Consider the following 21,741-nt stretch of genomic DNA (forward strand, 5'->3'; position numbering starts at 1 on the left):
ATCGCGTGCGGCAGAATGGGGGCATGACCCTGCTGTTGACCCTGGACGACGGCTCTATCCAGCGCAAACTCGCCGAGGCGGTCGATCAGGCCCGCGCGGCGGTGCTGGAGGACGCCGGTGCCGAACAGGTCGGCGCGCACGTCGGCGTGGACCGGGAGGACGCGGTTTCCGCGAGCCACCTGTTCGAGGCGACCGTGACGGGGTATCGCGGCTGGCGCTGGTCGGTGACGGTCGCGCTCGCCGGTGAGGACGAGCCGGTCACGGTCAGCGAGGTCGTGCTCATCCCAGGTCCGGACGCGCGGGTCGCGCCGGCGTGGGTGCCGTGGGACCGCCGCGTCCAGGCGGGCGACCTCGGCGTCGGCGACATCTTCCCGGTGGAGAAGGACGACCCCCGGCTCGCCCCGGCGTACCTGGAGTCCGACGACCCCGCGGTCGAAGCGGTCGCCAAGGAGACCGGCCTCGGCCGGGTCCACGTGCTGTCCCGGCACGGCAGGCTCGACGCCGCCGCCCGCTGGCACGGCGGCGAGTTCGGCCCGCGTTCGGACATGGCGCGCAGCGCGCCGGACGTCTGCGGGAGCTGCGGGTTCTTCGTGTCGCTCGCGGGGTCGCTCAGCGCGGCCTTCGGCGCGTGCACCAACGACATCTCCCCGGCGGACGGCCACGTCGTCGACATCGAGTACGGCTGCGGCGCGCACTCCGAGATCGAGGTCGAGGTGACCTCGTCGGTGCCGGTGGCGGAACTGGTCTACGACGACTCGCTGATGGACTTCGAGCCCGCGCCCGAGGCGCCCGCCGAGCCCGTCGCGGCTGAGCCCGCCGCTGCCGAGACCGCCGCGCCCGAGGCCGAGGTCGCTGAAGCCGTTGCGGCCGAGCCCGCGGAAGCCACGGTCGTCGACGAGTCCGAGGCCCCGGTCGCCGAGGTGCCCGAGACCGCCGAGGTCCAGCCGGAGGTCGAGCCGGAGGTCGAGCCCGAGGCCGCCGCCCCGGCCGTCGAGCAGGTAGCCGCCGAGACCGAGCCGGAAACCGTCGTCGAAGCGCAGGCCGAAGCCGAAAGCGCCAGTGAGCACTGACCCGTTCGGGACCGAGCGGCTCCGCGCCGCCGTCCTGCGAGCGTGGGCGGATTCGCCGACGCGGTTCACCGAGGACACCAACACCGAGAACGATCTGCGCGTCGGTGGTTACCGGGACCGGTTGTTCGTCGAGCTGGCGCAGAACGCCGCCGACGCCGCCTTGGCCGCCGGTGAGCGTGGCAGGCTCCGTGTGTCCGTTGTGGACGGTGAGCTGAGGTTCGCGAACACCGGCGCGCCGCTGGACGCCCGGGGCGTCGAATCCCTTGCCTCGCTTCGTGCTTCCGGCAAGGGCGAGGAGACCGTCGGCCGGTTCGGCGTCGGGTTCGCCGCGGTGCTCACGGTTTCCGCCGAACCGCGGATCGTCTCGGCGACCGGTGGGGTCGCGTTCTCCGCGGAACGCACGCGGACCGAGGCCGGCCGCACCGGCGACGTCCCCGTGCTCCGGCTTCCGTGGCCGGTCGGGGACGGCGAACCTCCCGTACCCGAAGGGTTCACCACCGAGGTCCGGCTTCCGCTGCGCGAAGGCGTCGACGTCCCCGCGCTGCTGGCGGACCTGAAGAACGACATCGGCGACCTCCTGCTCACGCTGTCCTGGCTGGAGAGCATCGAGGTCGAGGGCGGCGCCTGGCGCCGTACGGACGTCGGCGACGGCGTCGTCGAACTCTCGTCGCCGGACGGTTCCGCCGAGCACTGGCAGGTCCATCGCGGCGACGTCGTCTGGGCGGTTCCGTTGGACGCGTCCGGTTCGCCGCGGCCGCTTGCGGACGACGTCCTGCACGCGCCGACGCCCACCGACGACGAGCTTTCCCTGCCCGCGCGGCTGATCGCGACGTTGCCGATCGAGCCGTCCCGTCGTCGCGCGCTGCCGGGGCCGGACCTGACGGCGGCGCTGAAGAACGCCGCACGCGAGTACGTCGCTCTCGTTTGTTCCTTGCCCGCCAAGGAACGTCTGACGCTCGTGCCCGGAGCGACCTTCCCGCGTTCCACTGTGGACGGAACGCTGCGGGAAGCCATCCTCGAAAACCTCGCCGACCTTCCCTGGCTTCCCGCGCAAGCAGGTGACGACTTGCCGGGACGTCAGGCGCGTGTCCTGTCGGTGGACGTGCCGGGGCTCGCGCCGCTGCTGGCCGATCTCGTTCCCGGGCTGATTTCACTGTCCGGTGTGGACCTTCGCGTGGTCGGCGCGCAGTCGCTTTCGCCCGCCGAGGCCATCGAACTGCTGACCGGCGCCCAGCGAGAACCGGCCTGGTGGCGGTCGCTGTACGACGTGCTGCTCCCGGCACTCGAAGCGCACGACCTCGCCAAGGACGACCTCGGCGCCTTGCCGGTACCGATGTCGGACGGCCGCACCTTGCCCGGCGTGCGCGACGCGTTGCTCGTCGGCGGCTCGGCGGAGCTGCTCGAACTTCTGTCCGATGTGGACATCATCGGCCTGCGGCTCGTGCATCCGGCCGCGGCGCACCCGCTGCTGGAACGCTTGGGTGCCAAGCACGCCGAGGCGGGCGACCTGCTCGAAGCCGACGCGCTGAGCGCCGCCGTCGAGCGCAGTGTCGAAGACGTCCGGTCCGGTTTGGACGGTATGGCGCTCGCGGGCGCGGTGCTCCGCCTGATCGCCGAGGTCGGCGACGAAGCCCCGGAATGGGCGGGCGCGCTGGCGCTGCCGAGCGAGGACGGCTGGCGGCGCGCGGACGAACTCGTCCTGCCCACGTCACCGCTGGGCGACATCTTCGACCCCGAGGTGTTCGAGGAAGACGGCGCCTTGTCCGTGCTGGACGAGGAATTCGCCGAAGACTGGCCGGTCGCCACGCTCGTCGCGGTCGGTGTTCTCGATTCGTTCGCGATCATCACCGACGACGAACCGCTGGAGCCCGAGCACGGCCTGCCCGACGAGCACGACTGGTGGGACTCGCGGGAGCGGCCGCCGTCGCGGGTGCTCGCCGTGCGGGACCTCGACCTCGTCGGCGACGACGCCTGGCCGGAGGCGCTGCGCCTGCTCGCGGCCCGTCCTGAAACCTGGCGCGCCCTCACCGAGCCCGGCGGGCACACCGGCTGGTGGCTCGCGCGGTACGCGCTGCTGGACGGGCACGTGCCGCTCGATTGGCGCATGCCGGAAGCGGCCACGCTGGCCGGGCTTTACGACGTCGTCCCGGATTCGGGGCTGGGCAAGGAGATCCTGCTCGCCGCCGGTGTCCGGACGGAGCTGGGAACGGACGCCGAAGACGTCGAAGACCTCTTGGACCGGCTGGGTGATCCCGAGCGCAAGGTGAGCCCGGGCCTCGCTTCCCGCGCGCACGCGGCGCTCGCCGAGTACACAGTGGACGTTCCGGTACCGGATCGCGTCCGGGCCGCGGACGGTTCGGCCGTCGACGCCCGCGACGCCGTCGTGCTCGACGTGCCGTGGTTCGCCGCCGTGCTGACGCCGGAACGGATGGTCGTCGCGGCGAGCGGTGCCGCCTCGCTGGCGGAGCTGCTGGACCTGCCGGTGGCGAGCGGTCTCGACGCCAAGGTCACCGAAGACGGCGAGTACGTGCCGTGGACGGAGCTGTCCGCGCTTCGGATGGCGGCCGATCAGCTGGGCGTCGAACTGCCCGAAGGCGGAGTGCTGCTGCACGAGGCGCTGACGGTGACCTTCGAGGACGCGGAGCACGAAGTCGCCTGGTGGTCCGACGGCAGGCTGCACGCCGCCGACACCCCGGAAGGACTCGGGCGCGCCTTCGCCTGGGCCACGGACCGCTGGGCCGACCGCCACATCCTCACCGCGCTGCTCGAAGACCCCTCACCCTCGGCGCTCCTGAACTGACGCGTTTCGTCACCTAATTGCGATGTGTGCGCTCCGCGAGCATCGCAAGTAGGTGACTGATCGTGGGGAACCCAGTGGCGCTGAATGCGGGAGCTCGTTGAGAGGTAAGGCAAAGGTGTCGTGTTGCCGCACTCACCCGCGCTCCGGCTTCCGGTGTCGCGAAAGCCACTTTCGAGGCATCAGACGTCCCGAAAGTGGCTTTCGCGACACCGGGCGGCCCCGGGGAGGCCGGTGGGAGGCGTTGCGAAAGCCACTTTCACAACACTGAAGGTTGCGAAAGTGGCTTTCGCAACATCCCCAAGAGGCCACCTACCCCCGGCGGCGGGCACCTCACAGGGACGAAGCGCGGGAAACCCAGAGGCGCTGAACGCGAGAGCTCAGAGGCGTTGGGCGCTCTTCGAGCCGCGCCGGGCGGCGGCGCGCTGCCAAGCGATGATCGCGAGGCCGATGAAGCCGAGCACGAGGCCGGAGAACGCCGTCTGCACCCAGATGCCGTCGGTCACAAAGAACAGGACCACGGTCGCGACGGCCCAGAGCGCGGTACCTACGATCACGACCGGCGTCAGGTCGGTCAGCCGCTTCGGCAGCTCCGGCGTTGGCCGCAATGAACCGTTTACTTCCCCGGAATTGATCGATTCGCCCACGTGGGGAAGGGTACCCGGCAACGGGCGAAGGGTGGTACGCGATGGCGGAGCAGCGCACCCGGTCCACACTGGACCGGTTCTTCAAGATCAGCGAGCGCGGCTCGACACCGGGGCGGGAGATCCGCGGCGGCGTCGTCACGTTCTTCACGATGGCCTACATCGTCGTGCTCAACCCGCTGATCATCGGCAGCTTCTCCGCCGACGACGCCGGCGCGCACAAGGACGTCCTCGGCAACATCCTGCCCGTACCGCAGGTCGCGGCGGTGACCGCGCTGGTCGCCGGGGTGCTGACCATCGTCATGGGGCTGGTCGCGAACTACCCGTTCGCCATCGCCACCGGACTGGGCATCAACAGCCTGATCGCGGTCACCTTCGCCTCGCAGATGAGCTGGCCCGAGGCGATGGGCCTGGTGGTGATCGAGGGCCTGGTCATCGTCCTGCTGGTCTTCGCCGGGATCCGGACCGCGGTGTTCAACGCCGTGCCCGCCCCGCTCAAATCGGCCATCGCCGTCGGCATCGGCCTGTTCATCTGCCTGATCGGCCTGGTCGACGCCGGATTCGTCCGCCGCGTCCCGGACGACGCGAAGACGACCGTGCCGGTCGGGCTCGGCATCGACGGCTCGATCGCGTCGTGGCCGACGCTGGTGTTCGTCGTCGGCCTGCTGGTCACCGGCATCCTGGTGGCGAAGCGGGTCAAGGGCGCGATCCTGATCGGCGTCCTCGCCTCGACCGTGCTGGCGATCGTCGTCGAGGCGATCACCAAGGTCGGCCCGTCGAAGGGCGTCAACCCGCTGGGCTGGAACCTCGGCTACCCGGCGCTGCCGGATCAGGTCCTCGGCCTGCCGGACCTGTCGCTCGTCGGTGAAGTCTCCTTCGGCGCCTGGACGCGGTTGCCGATCATCACCGTCGTGCTGCTGGTGTTCACGCTGGTGCTGGCGGACTTCTTCGACACCATGGGCTCGATGACCGGGCTGGCCAAGGAGGGCGGCCTCCTCCCGGAGGACGGCAAGCTGCCGAACGTCGGCAAGGCGTTGTTCGTCGACGGCACCGCCGCGGTGGCGGGTGGTTTCGCGTCGTCGAGTTCGAACACCGTCTTCGTCGAATCCGCGTCCGGGATCGCCGAGGGCGCCAGGACCGGGCTCGCGAACGTCGTCACCGGCGTGCTCTTCATCGCGGCCATGTTCCTGACGCCGCTCTATCAGGTGGTCCCGGTCGAGGCCGCCGCCCCGGCGCTGGTCGTCGTCGGCGCGCTGATGATGAGCCAGGTCAAGGAGATCGACTTCGCCGACTTCACCGTGGCCTTGCCCGCGTTCCTGACCATCGTGGTCATGCCGTTCACCTACTCGATCGCGAACGGCATCGGTGCCGGCTTCGTCAGTTACGTCGTGCTCCGCGCGGTGTCCGGCAAGGCCAAGGGCATCCACCCGCTGATGTGGGCCATCGCGGCGATGTTCGTGGCCTACTTCGCGGTCGGCCCGATCCAAGCGGCGTTCAACTGACCAGCGGTTATGTCACCCGTGGGCGATCTCACGGGCCGATGATCCGATCGTGAGGTATGCTAACTATATGTCCGGAGACACGCACGAGCGCTCATTGGCGAGCCGCCTGCGTCTCGCGGTGGTGCGGCTCAATCGACGGCTCAGGGCCCAGCGTGCCGGTGACGGCATCTCGCTGACCCAGGTTTCCGCGTTGTCGACGCTGCACAAATGCGGCGCGCTGACCCCTGGCCAGCTCGCCGCGAAGGAAGGCGTCCAGCCGCCCTCGATGACGAGGGTGATCGCCGCGCTCGAAGAGATGGGTTACGTCGAGCGCAGGCCGCATCCGACGGACGGCCGCCAGGCCATCGTCGAGTTGTCCGGCCGCGGCCGGGCCTACGTGGTCGAACAGATCACCGCGCGGGAGATCTGGCTGGACAAGCAATTGGCGGAGTTGAGCGCCGAGGAACGTGAAGTGCTCTCTCGCGCCGCCGAGATCATCGACAGGATGGCGGGGAACTAACAGCGGTGACGACCACGGGTAACGAAACAGAGTGTCCTTCCAAGACCACCGTTACCCGGGAACCCGCTCCGCCCCCGCCCCCGCCCGCGCGCGAGAAGCCGCGCGGGAGCATGTTCTCCTCGCTGAAGGTCCGTAACTACCGGCTCTTCTTCACCGGCCAGGTCATCTCGAACATCGGCACCTGGATGCAGCGCATCGCGCAGGACTGGCTGGTGTTCACCCTCAGCGGCAACGACCCGATCGCGCTCGGCGTCGCGGTCGCGCTCCAGTTCGCGCCGACGCTGTTCCTCTCGCTGTGGGCCGGGGTGCTGGCCGACCGGGTCGACAAGCGGCGGCTGCTGATCGGCATCCAGATCGCCGTGCTGGCGCAGGCGATCGTCCTCGGCGCGCTCGATCTGAGCGGGATCGCGGCGCTCTGGCACGTCTACCTCCTCTGCTTCACGCTGGGCTGCACCGCTTCGCTGGAAGTGCCCGCGCGGCAGTCGTTCGTCGCCGAGATGGTCGGCCGGGACAAGGTCACCAACGCCGTCGCGCTCAACTCCTCGATCTTCAACATGGCCCGCATCGTCGGCCCGGCCATCGCGGGTTTCGCGATCACCTGGGTCGGTACCGGCTGGCTGTTCATGGCGAACGCGGTGAGCACGGGCGCCGTCATCGCCGCGCTGGTGATGATGAACCCGGACAAGCTCTTCCGCGGTCCGGCCATCCCGCGCGAGAAGGGGCAGCTCGTCGAAGGGCTGCGCTACGTCCGGCGGCGCAGCGACCTGATGACCGTGATGGTGCTGGTGTTCTTCGTGAGCACATTCGGCATCACGTACTTCACCTCGCTGCCGATCGTCGCCGCGAACGTCTTCCACACCAACGCCGACGGCTACGGCCTGCTGTCGACGCTGGTCGCCGTCGGCACCTTCACCGGCGCGCTGATGTCGGCCCGCCGCAACACCCGCGGCGGTCCCCGCGTGCGGCTGCTGCTGGTCTCGGCTTTCCTGCTCGGCGCGTTCGAGGTGATCACCGCGTTCATGCCGACGTACCTGACCTTCGGCCTCGCGCTGATCCCGCTCGGCTTCGCCACGATCACCTTCCTGAACACGGCGAACGCGCTGGTGCAGACCGCGGTCAGCCCGGAGATGCGCGGCCGCGTGATGGGCCTGTACGTGCTGGTGCTGATCGGCGGCAATCCCATCGGCGGTCCGATGACCGGCTGGATGGCCGACGCCTTCGGTGGCCGCTCGCCGTTCTACATCGGCGGCGCGATCTCGGCGCTCGCCGCGGTAGCCTGCGCTGTCGTGCTGATCCGGCGCGGCGGGGTGAGCTTGCCGGTGCGGCGGTTCGGGAACGGGCTGCGCGTGCTGAAGAGGGAGCGAGTGTGAACAGACTCGGTGTCGAACCGCCGGTGACGCGGTGGAACGACGGTGGGGCCCGGTCCCTGGACTGGACGATCGACGGCGTCGCGCTGCGCGATCTGGTTCCCACACAGCATCAGACGCCGTTGTTCCTGGACGGCAACGGATGGCGCGAGGCCGCAGTCGCGACGCTGTCACGGCTGCTGGGCGACCTGCCGGGCGATTTCGACGACGGCCGGGTCGCGTTGGTGTTCTGCCCACGGTGCGGTGATCTCGGCTGCGGGGCCTACAGCGTCGAGGTCGTCTTCGGCGACGACGTGGTCGAGTGGCGGACTTTCGGCTGGCAGACGGACTACGAGCCCTTCGAGGACTCCGAGGAGTACAAGTTCACCGGCGCTCGTTTCGAGCGGAAGGCGTACGAGACCCTCCTTCGGGATCTGCTGTCGAACTACCGCGCCTAGCGCCCGAGCAGCGGCGGCACCATCTTCTCGGCGAGTGCCTGGAGATCGCCGGTGCCCTTGAACTTCAGCGTCTTCCCGTCCGGATCGTCGGTGAGCTGCACGATGACGCCCCGCTCGTCGACCTGGGCGGGCAGCCCGGCGATGGTCGTGGTCGGGGAGACGACCGCGGAATACTCGCTGTAGTCCGCGGTCACGCCGTTCAGTACGCACGAGGCGAAGAAGGTCGGTTTCGCCTTGTCAGCGGGGACGCCGAGCGCGCGGCCGAGTTCTCCGCACAGCAGCCAGGACATCACCGGGAGCGGTTTGTCCTTGAGCGGCCCGGCTTCGACCTGTTGCGGCGCGATCTCGCCGTCCTCGCCGATTTTCGGCAACGACGGACCGGGCGGCATCGCGCCCGCGATCAACGCTTCGGCGAGTGCCCTCGCCTTGCTCTCGGTCTCGGGGGTGTCGATGGTCCTGCCACGGAAGGAGACGAGCAGCACCGGCGAGGCGCCGTTGTGCGGCGCGACTTCGACGAGTTCGACGCTCAGCCTGGTGCCGTCCTTGTCGGCGGCGATGAGCGCGAGCTTGCCCGCGACGGTGGTCTTGACGGGCGCGCCCCGGCTCGTGTCCTCGGGCAGCGCGGGGATCATCTGCGCGCTGACGTCGAGCTGCGTGGTGACCGCGTGACAGGCCCTGCCCGCCTCCCGGAGCGTGCGGTCGCCGAGGATCTCCTCCCAGCGCCGCTCCGGGATCGCCTGGCACAGCACCTGCGCGGCGGTTTCGTCCGTCAGCGCGGCCACCATCTCACCCGTCGGCATCGGGACCGGCCGGAGCGCGTTCTCGGGCTTGGACGGCCAGACCTCGGGGAGTTTGGCTTCCGCGCCGGTGTCGTCCTTGTTCAGCAGGGTGATCGCGACGAAGATGCCCACGCCGAACATCAGCAGGACACTGGTCAGCGCGCAGCCCGCCCAGATCCACATCGGACGGTCGGTCCTGCGGGCGATGGCGCGGTAGTCGTTCGGGGTGGCCACGAGGTGAAGCTAGCTCCTCGGAGGCCCGCTGTCCGGCGAAACGCCAACCCGATGGGTGGATCCGGAGGGTGGGCCCGCGAGAGGGGTTGCGGTAGACTTCGGACAGCGCTGGTTAGTAAACCGGTGAAGTGGACCCGGCAGCCTTCCGGACGGTGGGTGGGCCGGGTTTCGCGTATCCGGACCATACGGTCCTGACCTCTTCCACCATTTCCCTCGCCCGCGCCTTCCACTGGCCGCCACGCTGCCAGCACCAGGCCAGAGCGTCCGGAACGGCGAGCAGAGGCTCTTCGAACGCGCGTAGATGCCGGTATTCGAGGACGTCGTGACACCCGTGCTGCCGGACTGCTCGATAGAGCGTCTTCCGGTCCAGTTCCACGATCGACTCGTCGCTCTCCAGGACGAGCATGCGCGCCCCGGCACTCGCGAGATCCTCGATCAGTACATCAAGGCAGGCCTCGCGCTGACGACGTCGGTGATGCGCGGACGCGTCGTAGATTCTCGCCACCGGCCCGAGATCGGCGATGGTGTCGAGAATGCGCTTCCGGCGCCCGTCGCTTTCATGAGTGAAGTGCAGACGGCGTTGCCCCGGCAGTACCAGACTTCGCATGGCGCGCCGGGCCGACGTGAGGTCGCCGGAGAGCAGGGCGGCGGCCGTCACCAAGTAGCCGCCTTCCTTGCTCTCGTCGACGAACACGTGGCTGGTCATCAGGTCATTGTTCCGGAGAGGACCGACAAGAAGATCATCGGCCGAGTGTGACGTCCTTGCGCACAGGCAAAAGCCGACGGCCGGCCCCTCTCGCGGGGGAGCACGAAGGATCGCCAGAGGGAGCCGATCCGAAGAGCGTCCGACGATGCTTCAAGACATGACCAGCACAGCGTTCCGAAGCGTTCCTGGAGTGCCCCGGTGGGCGAAGTGGTCGGCCCACACCGTCGCCCTGGTGAACATCCCGTCCGGCGTTTGGCGACTCGGGCTCGCCGTCGGGATCCCGTTCGGGCTGGCGCAGTCCGAAATGGACGCGATGAAGACGCCCGGATGGGGATCGCTCTACCTGGTGTTCCTCGCGGTGTTCTCCGAAGCCGTGGCTTTCCTCGCCCTCGGCCTCATCCAGCCGTGGGGCGAGACCTGGCCGCGCTGGATCCCCTTCGTGGGCGGCAAAACCGTCTCGGCACGCAAAGTCGTGGTGGTCTCCTCGCTCGGAGTCCTGGCCACGACGATCTACGCCGCGCTGTTCGTCTACACGACTTTCAACGCCGACATGGCGGGTGAGCCCTGGGCGGACTGGCTGATCGCCGCCGTCTACCTGCCCCTGCTGTCTTGGGGACCGCTGCTCGCCGTCGTGACGTGGCACTACCACCGGCGCCGTGGTCAGGTGTCGTGAGTGGTAAGTGTCGTTCTAACGTCACTTACCACTCACGACCCCCTTGACCGACTACGGCGCGGCACCTTGGTCGCCCGCGTTACCGCGGTAACCGCTGGTGCACGGGGACGACCTCCAAGTCCGTGAAGGCCTCCTTGAGGGACCCTGGGTCCCTCAAGGAGGCCTTCACGGACCGGACCTACGACCCACCGCAGCCAGAACCCAGTAGGTAGCTGAGACCCGGTTGGCTCTAACGACCCGAATCACTCACGAGCCCAGCAGCGGCCGCACCACCTTCTCCGCCAGTTCCCGCAGAACCGCCTTCGTGCCGCCGCTCCACGAGAACTTCAGCCCCTGCCCGGAACCGTTGTCCGTCAGCAGAACGCTCAGCTCCCCGGAGCTCTCCGAGGCGGGACGGCCGGCCACCGGGTCGCCACGGAGCTCAGAACGGACAGCGGTGTTCTCGACCCGAACGGATGACGTCGTGCACTTCCCGTCGCTGTACGGCTCCGCGGCTCCTGCGGGAAGCCCCATCGCCCGCTCGAGCTGCGTGCACAACTTCCACGAGATCTCCGGAAGCGGAGCGTCGACGATCCCCGCGCCCGGTTCGACGGCCTTCCGTTCGATGACGTCCCGCTTGTCGGCGGCGGGCAGCTTCGGACCGGGAGCGAAAGCGCCGTCGAGGACCGACTCGGTCAGCCCGAGCAGCAGGCCTTCGCTCTGGTCCTGCCGCGGCGGGACCCGCGTCCAGCTGGTCTCGAGCCGGAGCACACGCGCGTCGGCGAGCTTGACCTCCACAAGGGACGGTGAGCTGCCCACGACGACCGTCGCCGGGTGTCCGGCGATGCTCACCTCTTTGCGAGTGCCCAGCCCGATCGAGTCGGCCACACCGGTCCGGTTCAAGGTGATCCGCACCCAGCTGTCCAGGCCGACGGCATGGCAGGACTCGCCGTTCTCCACCTCACGTGCGACGTCGCCACCCATCAGCCGCTTCCAGCGCTCCTCCGGGGTCGCCTGGCAGAGCACTTGGGCGGTGGTCTCCTTCGGCAGCGCCAGCAGGAACTCGCCGGACGGCATCGGCACGGGGCGCAGCGGGCGGCCGTTCGCCGTCGGCCACTCCTTCGGCAGTTCCTTCGGCCCGAGTCCCTCTTCGTAGGTGGGGACCTTCGCCATGCACCCGGCGCAGAGCCCGGCGATCAAGAACGCCACTAAACCTTTGACACCCCATGTGGTCACGCGCGCACGCTAACCCAAAAGCGCCGGTCAGGGACGCGGAACGATCACTTCCACCTGGACGTGGGAGGCGGCTCCAACGCCTCCCGCAGCTCGCCGCCCACCGCGTCCGCGATGTCTTCGACGGTCCACGCGTCCCGTTCGAGGACCGGATCCTTGATCGCGGTCTGCCGGAGGACGCAGAGGAGGTCGCCGCGGAACCGCAGGATCTGCCCGGTGACGCCCGCCGAAAGATCGCTGAGCAGGTACGTCACCAGCGGGGCCACCCGGTCCGGCGTGTGCTCCGGGGTCTGGACGACGCTCGGGTCCTTCCAGGCCATCCGCGTCCAGGCCACCGGCGCGATCGCGTTGACCCGGATGCCGTGTTCGGCCAGGTCGGCCGCCCAGGAGGCGGTCATGGAGGCGACGGCGCCTTTCGAGGCCGAGTACGCGGCCGCGCGCCGCTGGCCGATCATCGAGCCGGAGCCCACGTTCACGATCACGCCGCCGCCGCGCTCGCACATCACCCCGGCCGCCGCGGTCCCGCAGAACAGCGTGCCCAGCACGTTGACCTCGACCACTTCGCGCATCCGGACCGGGTCGTCCGCCCACGGGTCGGCGCGGTAGTTGACGCCGGCGTTGTTGACCAGGCCGTCGAGCGTGCCGAACTCGGTGACGCACTGATCGATCAGCGCGGCGGCCGAGCCGGCTTCGGCGACCGAGTGTCCATGGGCGACGGCGCGTCCGCCGAGCGACCGGATCTCCCCGGCGACTTCCCGCGCGAGGTCGCCGTCCACGTCGTTCACGACGACGGCGGCCCCGTGCGAAGCTGCGTGATGGGCGAAAGCCCTGCCCAGACCCTGTCCGGCGCCGGTGATCACCACGGCTTTACCGCTCAGATGACTCATGGGATCCAGTGTGCCGTCACTCGTAAGGGTGAGATCGGCGTCTCTCAGGCGAACCTCTTGCCCGAGCAGATGAGGTTAGGCTAACCTCATACATGTCCGCTTCGTGGTGGGAGCGGCAGTCAGTTCGGGAACGGACGAAGCCCCGCAACCGGGTCACCCCCGGAGGCGGGGCTTCGTTCATTCCGGGGGTTCATGGTCGATGACCTCGTCGATCCGGTCAAGGCCGTCCCGGCACTCGGGTGAGTTCGATCCCGAACTCCTTCCGGTAGGCGTCCAGGATCTCCTGAGCACCCGAAAGCCTGGTCTCCTCGCGGACGCCGTGGGTCGTGACGATCAGCCTGTCACCCGCGAGCGTGACCCGGCCGTGGCCGCCCGGCAGTGAACAGGTCGGCCCCTGCGTGAAATGCGAGTCCGGCGACGTCGCCTGCCAGAACGCCGTCGGGACGAACTCGTCCAGCGCCCGCGTCCGCGGTTCGATCCGGTACTGGGGCTTGCCGTCCAGGAGGACGTCGATGTCACCGTGGGGCGCGTCGAGGATCAGGAACTCGCCGTCCGGGTCGGCCTGCGCCTCGGTGGCGGACAGCCGCAGCGGGAACCGGCTGAACCGGCCGAAGCCGACGTCGGCCAGCCAAGGTTCGTCCAGTTCGACGCGCACGAGGGCGTGGTCGAAGGGCGGTCCGAGGGTGCCGTCCGGCCGGAACACCTTCGCGGCCTTCAGGCTGACGTCGAAACCCAGCTCCCGCAGCAAGGCGGCGAAGAGCCCGTTGAGCTCGTAACAGAAACCGCCACGCCGCCGCCGCACGATCTTGTCGAACAGCGCCTCGGTGTCCAGGACGATCGGTTCGCCGAGGTGGATGCTCAGATTCTCGAACGGCACCACCGCGAGGTGGCGCTCCTGTAGCACTCTCAGCGCGGTGACGTCCGCGGTGGCGGGGTGGTCCAGCCCGAGGCGATCGAGATATGCGGCGACGTCCATGCGACCACCTTGACACTTCGACTTCGCTGGAGGTCAAGAACGGAAAAGGGGCCCTCCCGATAAGGAAGAGCCCCGATTCGTGGCGGGAGGTCAGCCGAGCAGCAGGCCGTTGCCACCGGCGACGGCGTTGTCGAACCGCTTGGAGATCTCGGCCCAGTTGAAGATGTTCCACAGGGCCTCGACGTACTTCGGCTTCACGTTCTTGTAGTCCAGGTAGAACGCGTGCTCCCAGACGTCGACCAGCAGGATCGGCGTGGTCGGCAGGACCAGGTTGTTGTGGTGGTCGCGCAGCTGCTGGGTGATCAGCGTCTTGCCGATCGGGTCCCAGGAGAGGGCGGCCCAGCCGTTGCCCTGGATGGTGGTGGCGACCGCGGTGAACTGCGCCTTGAACTTGTCGAAGGAGCCGAACGCCTCGTCGATCGCGGCGGCCAGCTCGCCGGTCGGCTTGTCGCCGCCTTCCGGGGAGAGGATCTTCCACCACACGACGTGGTTGGCGTGCCCGGCGAGGTGGAACGCCAGCGTGGTCTGCAGGCCGACGATGTCACCGAAGTTGCCGGCCTCGCGGGCCTCGGCGAGCTTGTCGAGCGTGTCGTTCGCGCCCTTGACGTAGGTCGCGTGGTGCTTGCTGTGGTGCAGCTCGTTGATCTCGCCCGAGATGTGCGGCGCCAGGGCGCTGTAGTCATAGTCGAGATCGGGGAGCACGTAGCGGGCCATCGGCCCTCCTTCTGTCTTCGACACGAGTTTCCAAGGACGAACTTAGTCGTCTTCACCCGTTTGCGGCGACCGGGGGCGCCGCGTTTCTCCCCAGGTGGAACGACTCGTTCTTACCGGCAGTACCCGGTGGGGCCACTGCCTGAAACCCACCCTGCTAGCTCCAGTTAGCTGGAGGTCAAGGCGATGTGACGGCGGTCATCGAAGGAGGGCCGATGGCACTTTCGGCTCAGGAGAAGGAAACCGGGATGAAGACGTCCGAGTTCCGGTCGTTCGAGGCGAAGTGATCGCGGCGCGAGATGATCGCGCACGTCACCGAAGGGTTCGAGCAGTCGAGGCCGTTGTTGACCTCGGCGATGCGGATCTGCGTGGTGAAGGTGCCGTTCGCGGCGATCGGCGAGGAGCCGCCGGGGAAATTGGTGACCCAGGCGGACGGGCCGACGCCGGTCCCGCCCTGGCCGTCGCCGCCCGCGCACGGGCTCGGTTTGGTGCCGTAGCTGTAGTCCTCGGGCACGGCGCACAGTGCGACGTAGTAACCCTCCGCGGAGTTGAAACCGCTGCCCGTGACGGTGATGGTCTCGCCGGCTGCGGCGAGTCCGGTGGCATTGGAGGCGGAGAGGGTCTTGCCGTTGTGGGTCGCACTGCCCGGCGCGGCCGAGGCGGGGGCCGCGAGCGCGGTGACGGCCGCGGTCGCGGCGGTCGTGACCAGTGCGGCGCGGAGCAGGACCGATCTCTTCGACATGGGAAGTTCCCTTCGATCACAAGGAGGTCACAGCCTTAGGCAAGGCTTACCTATCAAGGAGTGAATATGGTTAGCCTTACCTAATGTTGTCAAGGGGGTTGCTGCCCACGATCGCCGTGCTCCTCGTCATCGTTGTCAGCAGTTGCTCGTCACCGCCGTCGGCGAACACGAAAGCGGCCGGAACCGGTGCCGACCTGCGACCGCTTTCGCAGGTCACGCCCTTGCCGGAGCCGAAAACCCACGCCGGTCCGAGCACCGCGAGGCTCGCGCAAGCGGACATCACCGGCGGGGAACCGGAGGTCCAGCACCTCCCGGCGGCGATCACCGACCACCAGGGCACGCCGGTCACGGTGACCGACACCAGCCGGATCCTCGCCTTCGACATGTCCGGCACGCTCGCCGCGACCGTGTTCGGCCTCGGCCTCGGCGGCAACGTCGTCGGCCGCGACGTCTCCACCGGCTTCCCGTCGGCCGCGCGGCTGCCGCTGGTCACCGTGAACGGCCACCGGCTCAACGCCGAAGCGATCCTCGCGCTGCGCCCGACCGTGGTGATCACCGACACGACACTGGGCCCCTGGGACGTCGTGCTGCAGCTGCGCGCGTCCGGCGTGCCCGTGGTCGTCGTCGACGCGAAACGCTCGATGGAGAACGTCGGCGACCTCGTCCGCCAGGTCGCCGCCGCGCTGGGCGTGCCCGAAGCGGGCGAGAAGCTCGCCACCAGGCTCGCGGCCGACGTCGACGCCAAGAAGGCGGAGATCGCGAGGCTCGTTCCCGCAGATCCGGCCCGCAAACTCCGCGTCGTGTTCCTGTACATGCGCGGGCAGGCGGGTGTGTATCACCTGTTCGGTAAGGGATCCGGCGCCGATTCGCTGATCGGCGCGCTCGGCGCGGTCGACGTCGCCACCGAGGCGGGGATCGAGGGGATGCACCCGGTCAACCCGGAGGCGCTGGCCAAGGCCAAACCCGACGTGATCCTCATGATGACCAAGGGGCTCGAATCCGTCGGCGGGGTCGACGGCGCGCTCCAGGTGCCCGGGGTGGCGCAGACCCCCGCCGGGCAGCACCGCCGCATCGTCGACATGGCGGACTCGCAGATCCTGAGCTTCGGACCGCTGACGGCCGGGGTGCTCGACGCGCTGGCGCGGGCCCTCTACGCCCCGGACGCCGCCGGATGAACCGCGGGTTCAAGGTGACCGCCGTGTTCGCGGTGCTCATCGCCGGTGTCGTCGCGATCTCGCTCGTCTCCGCGGGCAGCGGGCAGTTCGGCATCCCGCTGTCGCAGGTCTTCGATTCGGTACTGGACCGGCTCGGGCTCACGGAAACGCGGCTCGACCCGTTCGCCGAGGGCGCGCTGTGGCAGGTCCGGTTCCCGCGCGTGGTGATGACGTTGCTGGTCGGCGGGGTGCTCGGGGTCTGCGGCGCGGTGATGCAGGGCGTGTTCGGCAACCCGCTCGCCGAACCGGCCGTGGTCGGTGTCTCGTCCGGCGCTGCCGTCGGCGCGAGTCTGTCCATTGTGGCCGGTTGGACGTTCTTCGGCGCTTTCACCACACCGGCCTTGGGTTTCGCCGGCGGGCTCGTCACGACGCTGCTGGTCTACGTGCTTTCGCGATCGCGCGGGCGCTCCGAGGTGGTCACGCTGATCCTGACCGGTGTCGCGGTCAACGCGGTCACGATGGCGATCATCTCGTTCCTGATGTTCTCCGCCGACCAGGCCGCCCGCGAGCAGATCGTGTTCTGGCAACTGGGATCGCTGGCCGGTTCGCGCTGGCCGTACGTCGTGACCGTGCTGCCGCTGGTCGCCGTCGGGGTCGCCGGGTCGATCGCGCTGTCCCGGAAACTCGACCTCCTCGCGCTCGGCGAACGACAGGCCCGGCATCTCGGCGTGGACGTCGAGAAACTGCGGCTCGGCGCGGTCGTGATCGTCGCGCTGATGGCGGCGGCGGCCGTTTCGTATTCGGGGATCATCGGGTTCGTCGGGCTGATCGTGCCGCACGGGCTGCGGATGCTGCTCGGCCCCGGGCACCGCGTGCTGATCCCGGCGAGCCTCTTCGGTGGCGCGCTGCTGCTCGCCGCGGCGGATCTCGGCGCCAGAACCCTGTTCACCTACGCGGATCTGCCGATCGGCATGCTGACCGCGCTCGTCGGCGGGCCGTTCTTCTTCTGGCTCCTGCTGCGCACCCGGCGGCGTTCGGGAGGGTGGGCGTGAAGTTCTTCTCCCGGCGTGACAACGCCTTGCCGAAACTCGCCGAACACGGTGCCGAGCTCGATCGCGTCTCCTATGCGGTCGACGGTAAAACCTTGCTCCGTGAGGTCTCTCTGCGGGTGCACGCCGGTGAGGTCCTCGCGGTCGTCGGCCCGAACGGCGCGGGCAAGTCCACCACGCTCGGCGTGCTCGCCGGGGATCTCCGGCCGGATTCGGGGCGTGTCCTCGTCGCGGGGAGGGAGCTGGGCGGCTGGAGCGGGATCGAACTCGCGCGGTTGCGGGCGGTCCTGCCGCAGCAGAACACCGTGACCTTCCCGTTCACCGTCGACGAGGTCGTCCGGATGGGCCGGACCCCTTGGGAGGGAACGGAAGCCGAGGACTTCGACGAGACCGAGATCGCGGCCGCGCTGAAGGCGACGGGAATGACCGAGTTCGCCGGTCGCCGGTTCACCACGTTGTCCGGCGGCGAACAGGCGCGGGCCGCGCTCTCGCGAGTGCTCGCCCAGCGGGCGGGAGTCCTGCTCCTCGACGAACCGACAGCGGCCCTGGATCTCCGGCACAGCGAAGAGATCCTGACGCTCGCGACAGCGCGGGCCGAGGCGGGGGACGCTGTCCTCGTCGTCCTGCACGATCTCGGCCTCGCCGCCGCGTACGCGGACCGGGTCGCGGTGCTGTCGGAAGGGGAACTCGCCGCCGAGGGCACGCCCGCCGAAGTGCTGACGGAGTCGCTGCTCAGCGAGGTCTACCGGCATCCCGTGGAAGTCCTCACCCATCCCCGCACCGGGAAACCGATCGTCCTGCCCCACCGAGCGGCCGAGGAGCGCCGATGAAACAGCTGTCCAGAGTGGCCGTCGCAGCCGGGCTGCTCATGATCGCCGCACCCTCGCCCGCCTCCGCGGCGGGCGCGGACGTGACCTTCTCGCCGGGTTCCGCGGACCCGGACTACGCGACTTCGTTGCAGGTCAAGGGAACCGGATTCCAGTCCGTGCCGAAGGGGTACGGCGGGATCTACCTGTTGTTCGGCTGGGTCGCCGACGGCGCGTGGCAGCCGAGCCAGGGCGGCGCCGCGGGCGAGACGTATCGGTACGTCAAGGACAAGGAGACCAAGGACAACAACGGTTTCCAGCGATTCCTCGCCTTTCCCGGCAGCGACACCGCGTCCGCGGCCAACGGCGAGCTTGCCGCGAACGGGACATGGTCGGCGAAACTCGTGATCCCGGGCGCGCGGTTCAAAGCCGCCGACCGGACCGGGAAGGTCGTCGACGTCGACTGCCTCAAGGTCCGATGTGGACTGATCACGGTCGGCGCGCACGGCGTGGTCAACGCGAACAACGAGACCTTCACCCCGGTGACGTTCGCCGTGCCCAACGCACCCACGACGCAGGCCGTCGCACCGCCACCCCCGCCGACTTCGTCGGCGCCGCCGCTCTCCTCCAGCGCGGCGCCGGCGTCCTCTTCGGCGTCACCTGTGTCCACTGTGGATTCAACGCCCGCGGCGACTCCGGCTCCGACCGTGCAGCCTGCCGCGCAGAGCGGGGAATCCGGTTCGTGGTGGTGGATCGCCGTCGTGGCGGGCGTGGTGCTGATCGCCGCGCTCGCCGTCCCCCTGATCCGGGCCCGCAAGCGGACCCGAAACGCGGAAGGTGAATGAATTGTCCTTGCGAAGATGGGGCGCCGCGCTGGCCGGTGCGGCGCTGGTGGCCGGAATCGCCGTCACCCCGGCGATCGCCGCCGATCCGTTCACCCCGAAGGTGACCGTGACCCCGGGCACCGGGCTCGATCCGGCCGGCACGAAGATCGTCGTCAAGGGCACCGGATTCGATCCTGCCGCCAACGACGGAAAGGGCTTCGGCCTGCGCGTGGGCCCGGCCAAGGCCGACGTCCGCGACCGCACCGGTAAGGACTTCCAGGTCAGTCGCGTGATCAAGAAGGACGCCGTCGGCACCCAGATCCCGCTTGGACAAGACGGGAGCTGGGAGTACTCGGTCACGGTCAAGGCCGAGTACGTCGCGAGTGGCACGACCTACAGCGCCAAGACGCAGCCGTTCAGCGTCTTCGTCTTCGGCTGGGACACCCCGGCGCTCACCTGGGACAGCACGACGCCGCTGAAGTTCACCGGGATCGGCGACCCGGACCCCGGGCCGGGTGACACCGCGGCCGGTCTGGGCTGGGGGATCAGGTATGCCTGGCGGAACTACATCACCAGGGGCGGCGGCACGGTGACGCCGTCGAACGGCGCGACCCTGGATTCCTCGGCGCCGAACGTCGAGCCGTTCCCGTACAAATGGAAGTACGGATCGTCCACAGGGGACTCCGGCAAGGGTTCGGTCTCGTACACCGGTCAGGTCAAGTACACGTTCGAAGCACATATGATCTGGGACTTCACCCTCGCCGACCCGCGGATCACCATCGCGGGCGACGGCACCGGGAAGCTCACCGCGAAGATCGGGTATTCCTTCTACGGGACCAAGACCGCTCCCGAAAAGACGCGGGCGCTGTCCGACGTCGTCTTCGCCGACCTCAAGCTGAAGGCGCCGCGTCAGGTGGGGGACGACGTCGTCGTCGACATCGAGTCGGCGAGCCTGACCAAGGAGGGTGCGGGCGCGTTCGCCGGGTTCTACAACGAGGGCGAAGTCCTCGACGCGGGTCGGATCGCCTTCCCGGGCAAGAGCGGCCCCGCGCCCACGTCCGGCCAGCCCACTTCGGTGCCCACTTCGACACCGACGAGTTCGGTTCCGGCCACTACGACGTCTTCGGCGTGCGTGCTCACGCCGGATTCCGCGAAGCAGGGAAACCTGTTGTGGGGCTTCAAACAGAGCTTCCGCCGCTACGTCGCGATCGGCTCGGGCACGGCGATCACCGCTTCGGACGGTGTCGAGATCACCGACATCGACAAGATCGACGGGACGGGTCCGCCGAGCGGGGCCTACCGGTGGGGCTTCGACAACGCTCAGTACAAGTCGGCGACCGAGTTCACCACGCAGTTCCGGGGCAAGGTGACCTTCACCTATCCGAGCCACTCCTTCGAGTTGTCGATCGGACGGCCGAAAGTGGTCGTGGCGCAGGGGAAGGGCAAGCTCTATGCCGACGTGGAACTGAAGACGACCAGCGGGGCGCCGTCGCCACCCATCAGCCAGCCGGGCGTCGAACTCGCCGCGCTGGACCTCGCGGCGGCGAAGACCACCGAGGGTGCGGGGGTGCTGAGCGTCGCCGGGGTCAAGGTCACCCTGGGCAACGCGGAGGCGTTCGCGAAGTTCTACAAGGTCGGGGAGGTGCTCGACGAGGCGACGGTGACACTCGGTGCCTCGTGCGCGAACCTGCCTGGCGGTTCCGGGCCCGGTGCGGGTCCCGGCTCAGGCTCCGGCTCGGACGATCTGGTGCCGGACGTGAAGTACCGGCCGGACTCGGCGCTGGCCTCGACCGGTGTCGAGAGCGGCGTCTGGCTGCTGGGCGGTCTGGTGCTGCTGGGTGTGGGTCTGGCGCTGGTGCTGGTGGTCAGGCGCAGGACGGCGTAGCGGTCGTGAGTGGTAAGTGTCGTTCTAACGACACTTACCACTCACGACCACCCGCACCGACGCCTCGCGAGGTCAAGCGGCCCGGTACGCGTCCAGTTCGCTCGCCAGCTCGTCGAACACCGCGATGTTGCATTCGAAGGCCACGATCGCCTCCTCGATCAGCCGCGCGCGTTCGTCCTCGCTCCACGGCGCCGAGTTCAGCTGTGCGCGGTAGTCGTCCCGGAACTTGGGCGCGCTGCCCAGCTGGTCGAAGTGGTAGAACAGCGACCCCGCCTCGCGCACCTCGTACTTGCGCTCCAGCAGCCGTCGGATGACTTGGCCGCCGGCGATGTCGCCCAGGTAGCGGGTGTAGTGGTGCGCGACGAACCCGCCGGACCAGTCCGACGCCTCGGCCACGCGCCGTGCGTAACGCTCCGTCGATGGCAGCGGCCGGACGGTCTCACGCCAGTCCGGGCCGACGAGGTGTTCGAGGTCGCGTTCGAGGCTCGGCACCCGCCGCAGTTCCTCGAAGACGAACTTGCCCGCCACCGGGTCGTTCACCAGCTTGTCGGCGGCGCGCTCGATGGCCTGGTAGATGAAGTAGTACTGGATGGCCAGCCGGGTGTACCCCTCGAGCGAGAGCTCGCCGCCGAGCAGCGCGTTCATGTACTCGGAGTGATTGGCCCGCTCGTGGGCGGCCATGGTGGAGGCGCGCAGGTTCGCGGAGAACGGCCCGGATTCGACGTCGGTGGTCACCGGCATGGACACAGCCTCCAAAGCATCGATCTGACATGCTGTCAGAAAGAGC

Annotated in this window: 21 protein-coding genes; 12 read left to right on the forward strand and 9 right to left on the reverse strand. The window is 69.0% G+C overall.

Features of this window, described 5'->3' with window-relative positions; all coding sequences use genetic code 11:
• The first annotated feature begins 23 nt into the window (after positions 1 to 23).
• Both B0293_RS01805 and B0293_RS01810 read left to right on the forward strand, forming a co-directional pair.
• Positions 24 to 1,070 carry a DUF3027 domain-containing protein gene (locus B0293_RS01805; protein ID WP_005156114.1) on the forward strand — a complete coding sequence of 349 codons (1,047 nt, stop codon included), beginning with the start codon at positions 24 to 26 and terminating at the stop codon, positions 1,068 to 1,070.
• A complete protein-coding gene (locus B0293_RS01810) occupies positions 1,060 to 3,870 on the forward strand; it encodes a sacsin N-terminal ATP-binding-like domain-containing protein (RefSeq protein ID WP_005156113.1) in 2,811 nt (936 codons plus the stop codon). The genes B0293_RS01805 and B0293_RS01810 overlap by 11 nt, the downstream gene beginning before the upstream one ends.
• 377 nt (positions 3,871 to 4,247) lie before the next feature.
• Here the strand turns inward: B0293_RS01810 and B0293_RS01815 are convergent, their stop codons facing one another.
• Positions 4,248 to 4,475 carry a DUF2530 domain-containing protein gene (locus B0293_RS01815; RefSeq protein WP_039917556.1) on the reverse strand — a complete coding sequence of 76 codons (228 nt, stop codon included), beginning with the start codon at positions 4,473 to 4,475 and terminating at the stop codon, positions 4,248 to 4,250.
• An 80-nt stretch (positions 4,476 to 4,555) separates the two neighbouring features.
• On the opposite strand from B0293_RS01815, the gene B0293_RS01820 reads away from it, so the two are divergent.
• The 4 genes from B0293_RS01820 (at position 4,556) to B0293_RS01835 (ending at position 8,316) form a co-directional block, all read left to right on the forward strand.
• Positions 4,556 to 6,013: an NCS2 family permease gene (locus B0293_RS01820; protein ID WP_005156111.1), complete on the forward strand. Its 1,458-nt coding sequence runs from the start codon at positions 4,556 to 4,558 to the stop codon at positions 6,011 to 6,013.
• Positions 6,014 to 6,080: 67 nt separating this feature from the next.
• Positions 6,081 to 6,512, forward strand: a complete 432-nt coding sequence (locus tag B0293_RS01825; RefSeq protein WP_005156110.1) for a MarR family winged helix-turn-helix transcriptional regulator — start codon at positions 6,081 to 6,083, stop codon at positions 6,510 to 6,512.
• A gap of 110 nt (positions 6,513 to 6,622) precedes the next feature.
• On the forward strand, positions 6,623 to 7,882 hold the full coding sequence (locus B0293_RS01830; protein ID WP_005156109.1) for an MFS transporter: 1,260 nt from the start codon (positions 6,623 to 6,625) through the stop codon (positions 7,880 to 7,882).
• On the forward strand, positions 7,879 to 8,316 hold the full coding sequence (locus B0293_RS01835) for a hypothetical protein (protein ID WP_005156108.1): 438 nt from the start codon (positions 7,879 to 7,881) through the stop codon (positions 8,314 to 8,316). Before B0293_RS01830 ends, B0293_RS01835 begins: the two co-directional genes overlap by 4 nt.
• Here B0293_RS01835 and B0293_RS01840 read toward each other — a convergent pair.
• The gene (locus B0293_RS01840) at positions 8,313 to 9,329 is read right to left on the reverse strand and encodes a hypothetical protein (RefSeq protein WP_005156107.1); all 1,017 of its coding nucleotides are present in this window, start codon (positions 9,327 to 9,329) and stop codon (positions 8,313 to 8,315) included. The two genes, B0293_RS01835 and B0293_RS01840, sit on opposite strands and share 4 nt — an antisense overlap.
• A gap of 112 nt (positions 9,330 to 9,441) precedes the next feature.
• Complete coding sequence (locus B0293_RS01845; protein WP_005156106.1) at positions 9,442 to 10,035, reverse strand: hypothetical protein; 594 nt, start codon at positions 10,033 to 10,035, stop codon at positions 9,442 to 9,444.
• A 157-nt stretch (positions 10,036 to 10,192) separates the two neighbouring features.
• Here B0293_RS01845 and B0293_RS01850 point away from each other — a divergent pair, with 157 nt between their 5' ends.
• Entirely contained in the window at positions 10,193 to 10,708 is a 516-nt protein-coding gene (locus B0293_RS01850) for a hypothetical protein (protein ID WP_039917554.1), read from the forward strand.
• Positions 10,709 to 10,954: 246 nt separating this feature from the next.
• Here B0293_RS01850 and B0293_RS01855 read toward each other — a convergent pair whose 3' ends face one another.
• The 5 genes from B0293_RS01855 to B0293_RS01875 all read right to left on the reverse strand — a co-directional run bounded on the left by B0293_RS01855 (position 10,955) and on the right by B0293_RS01875 (position 15,236).
• On the reverse strand, positions 10,955 to 11,923 hold the full coding sequence (locus tag B0293_RS01855; protein ID WP_143254456.1) for a hypothetical protein: 969 nt from the start codon (positions 11,921 to 11,923) through the stop codon (positions 10,955 to 10,957).
• A 44-nt stretch (positions 11,924 to 11,967) separates the two neighbouring features.
• Positions 11,968 to 12,807, reverse strand: a complete 840-nt coding sequence (locus B0293_RS01860) for an SDR family NAD(P)-dependent oxidoreductase (RefSeq protein WP_005156103.1) — start codon at positions 12,805 to 12,807, stop codon at positions 11,968 to 11,970.
• Positions 12,808 to 13,024: 217 nt separating this feature from the next.
• The gene (locus B0293_RS01865) at positions 13,025 to 13,783 is read right to left on the reverse strand and encodes an arylamine N-acetyltransferase family protein (RefSeq protein WP_005156102.1); all 759 of its coding nucleotides are present in this window, start codon (positions 13,781 to 13,783) and stop codon (positions 13,025 to 13,027) included.
• A 90-nt stretch (positions 13,784 to 13,873) separates the two neighbouring features.
• On the reverse strand, positions 13,874 to 14,497 hold the full coding sequence (locus B0293_RS01870) for a superoxide dismutase (protein ID WP_005156101.1): 624 nt from the start codon (positions 14,495 to 14,497) through the stop codon (positions 13,874 to 13,876).
• Between the two features lie 226 nt (positions 14,498 to 14,723).
• Entirely contained in the window at positions 14,724 to 15,236 is a 513-nt protein-coding gene (locus tag B0293_RS01875) for a hypothetical protein (protein WP_005156100.1), read from the reverse strand.
• 83 nt (positions 15,237 to 15,319) lie between these two features.
• Here B0293_RS01875 and B0293_RS01880 point away from each other — a divergent pair, with 83 nt between their 5' ends.
• Genes B0293_RS01880 through B0293_RS01900 form a run of 5 tightly spaced genes read left to right on the forward strand, consistent with a single transcriptional unit; the run spans position 15,320 to position 20,954 of the window.
• Positions 15,320 to 16,411 (forward strand): heme/hemin ABC transporter substrate-binding protein, encoded by a 1,092-nt coding sequence (locus tag B0293_RS01880; protein WP_039917551.1) that lies wholly within the window; start codon positions 15,320 to 15,322, stop codon positions 16,409 to 16,411.
• Complete coding sequence (locus B0293_RS01885) at positions 16,408 to 17,442, forward strand: FecCD family ABC transporter permease (RefSeq protein WP_005156098.1); 1,035 nt, start codon at positions 16,408 to 16,410, stop codon at positions 17,440 to 17,442. Before B0293_RS01880 ends, B0293_RS01885 begins: the two co-directional genes overlap by 4 nt.
• Positions 17,439 to 18,269, forward strand: a complete 831-nt coding sequence (locus B0293_RS01890; RefSeq protein WP_005156097.1) for a heme ABC transporter ATP-binding protein — start codon at positions 17,439 to 17,441, stop codon at positions 18,267 to 18,269. Before B0293_RS01885 ends, B0293_RS01890 begins: the two co-directional genes overlap by 4 nt.
• Positions 18,266 to 19,090 carry a hypothetical protein gene (locus tag B0293_RS01895; RefSeq protein WP_005156096.1) on the forward strand — a complete coding sequence of 275 codons (825 nt, stop codon included), beginning with the start codon at positions 18,266 to 18,268 and terminating at the stop codon, positions 19,088 to 19,090. Before B0293_RS01890 ends, B0293_RS01895 begins: the two co-directional genes overlap by 4 nt.
• A 1-nt stretch (position 19,091) precedes the next feature.
• Entirely contained in the window at positions 19,092 to 20,954 is a 1,863-nt protein-coding gene (locus tag B0293_RS01900) for an HtaA domain-containing protein (RefSeq protein WP_005156095.1), read from the forward strand.
• Positions 20,955 to 21,026: 72 nt separating this feature from the next.
• On the opposite strand, the gene B0293_RS01905 is transcribed toward B0293_RS01900, so the two are convergent.
• Positions 21,027 to 21,695: a biliverdin-producing heme oxygenase gene (locus tag B0293_RS01905; RefSeq protein ID WP_005156094.1), complete on the reverse strand. Its 669-nt coding sequence runs from the start codon at positions 21,693 to 21,695 to the stop codon at positions 21,027 to 21,029.
• Positions 21,696 to 21,741 lie beyond the last annotated feature (46 nt).

This window comes from Amycolatopsis azurea DSM 43854, assembly GCF_001995215.1.
GTDB classification, from domain to species: domain Bacteria; phylum Actinomycetota; class Actinomycetes; order Mycobacteriales; family Pseudonocardiaceae; genus Amycolatopsis; species Amycolatopsis azurea.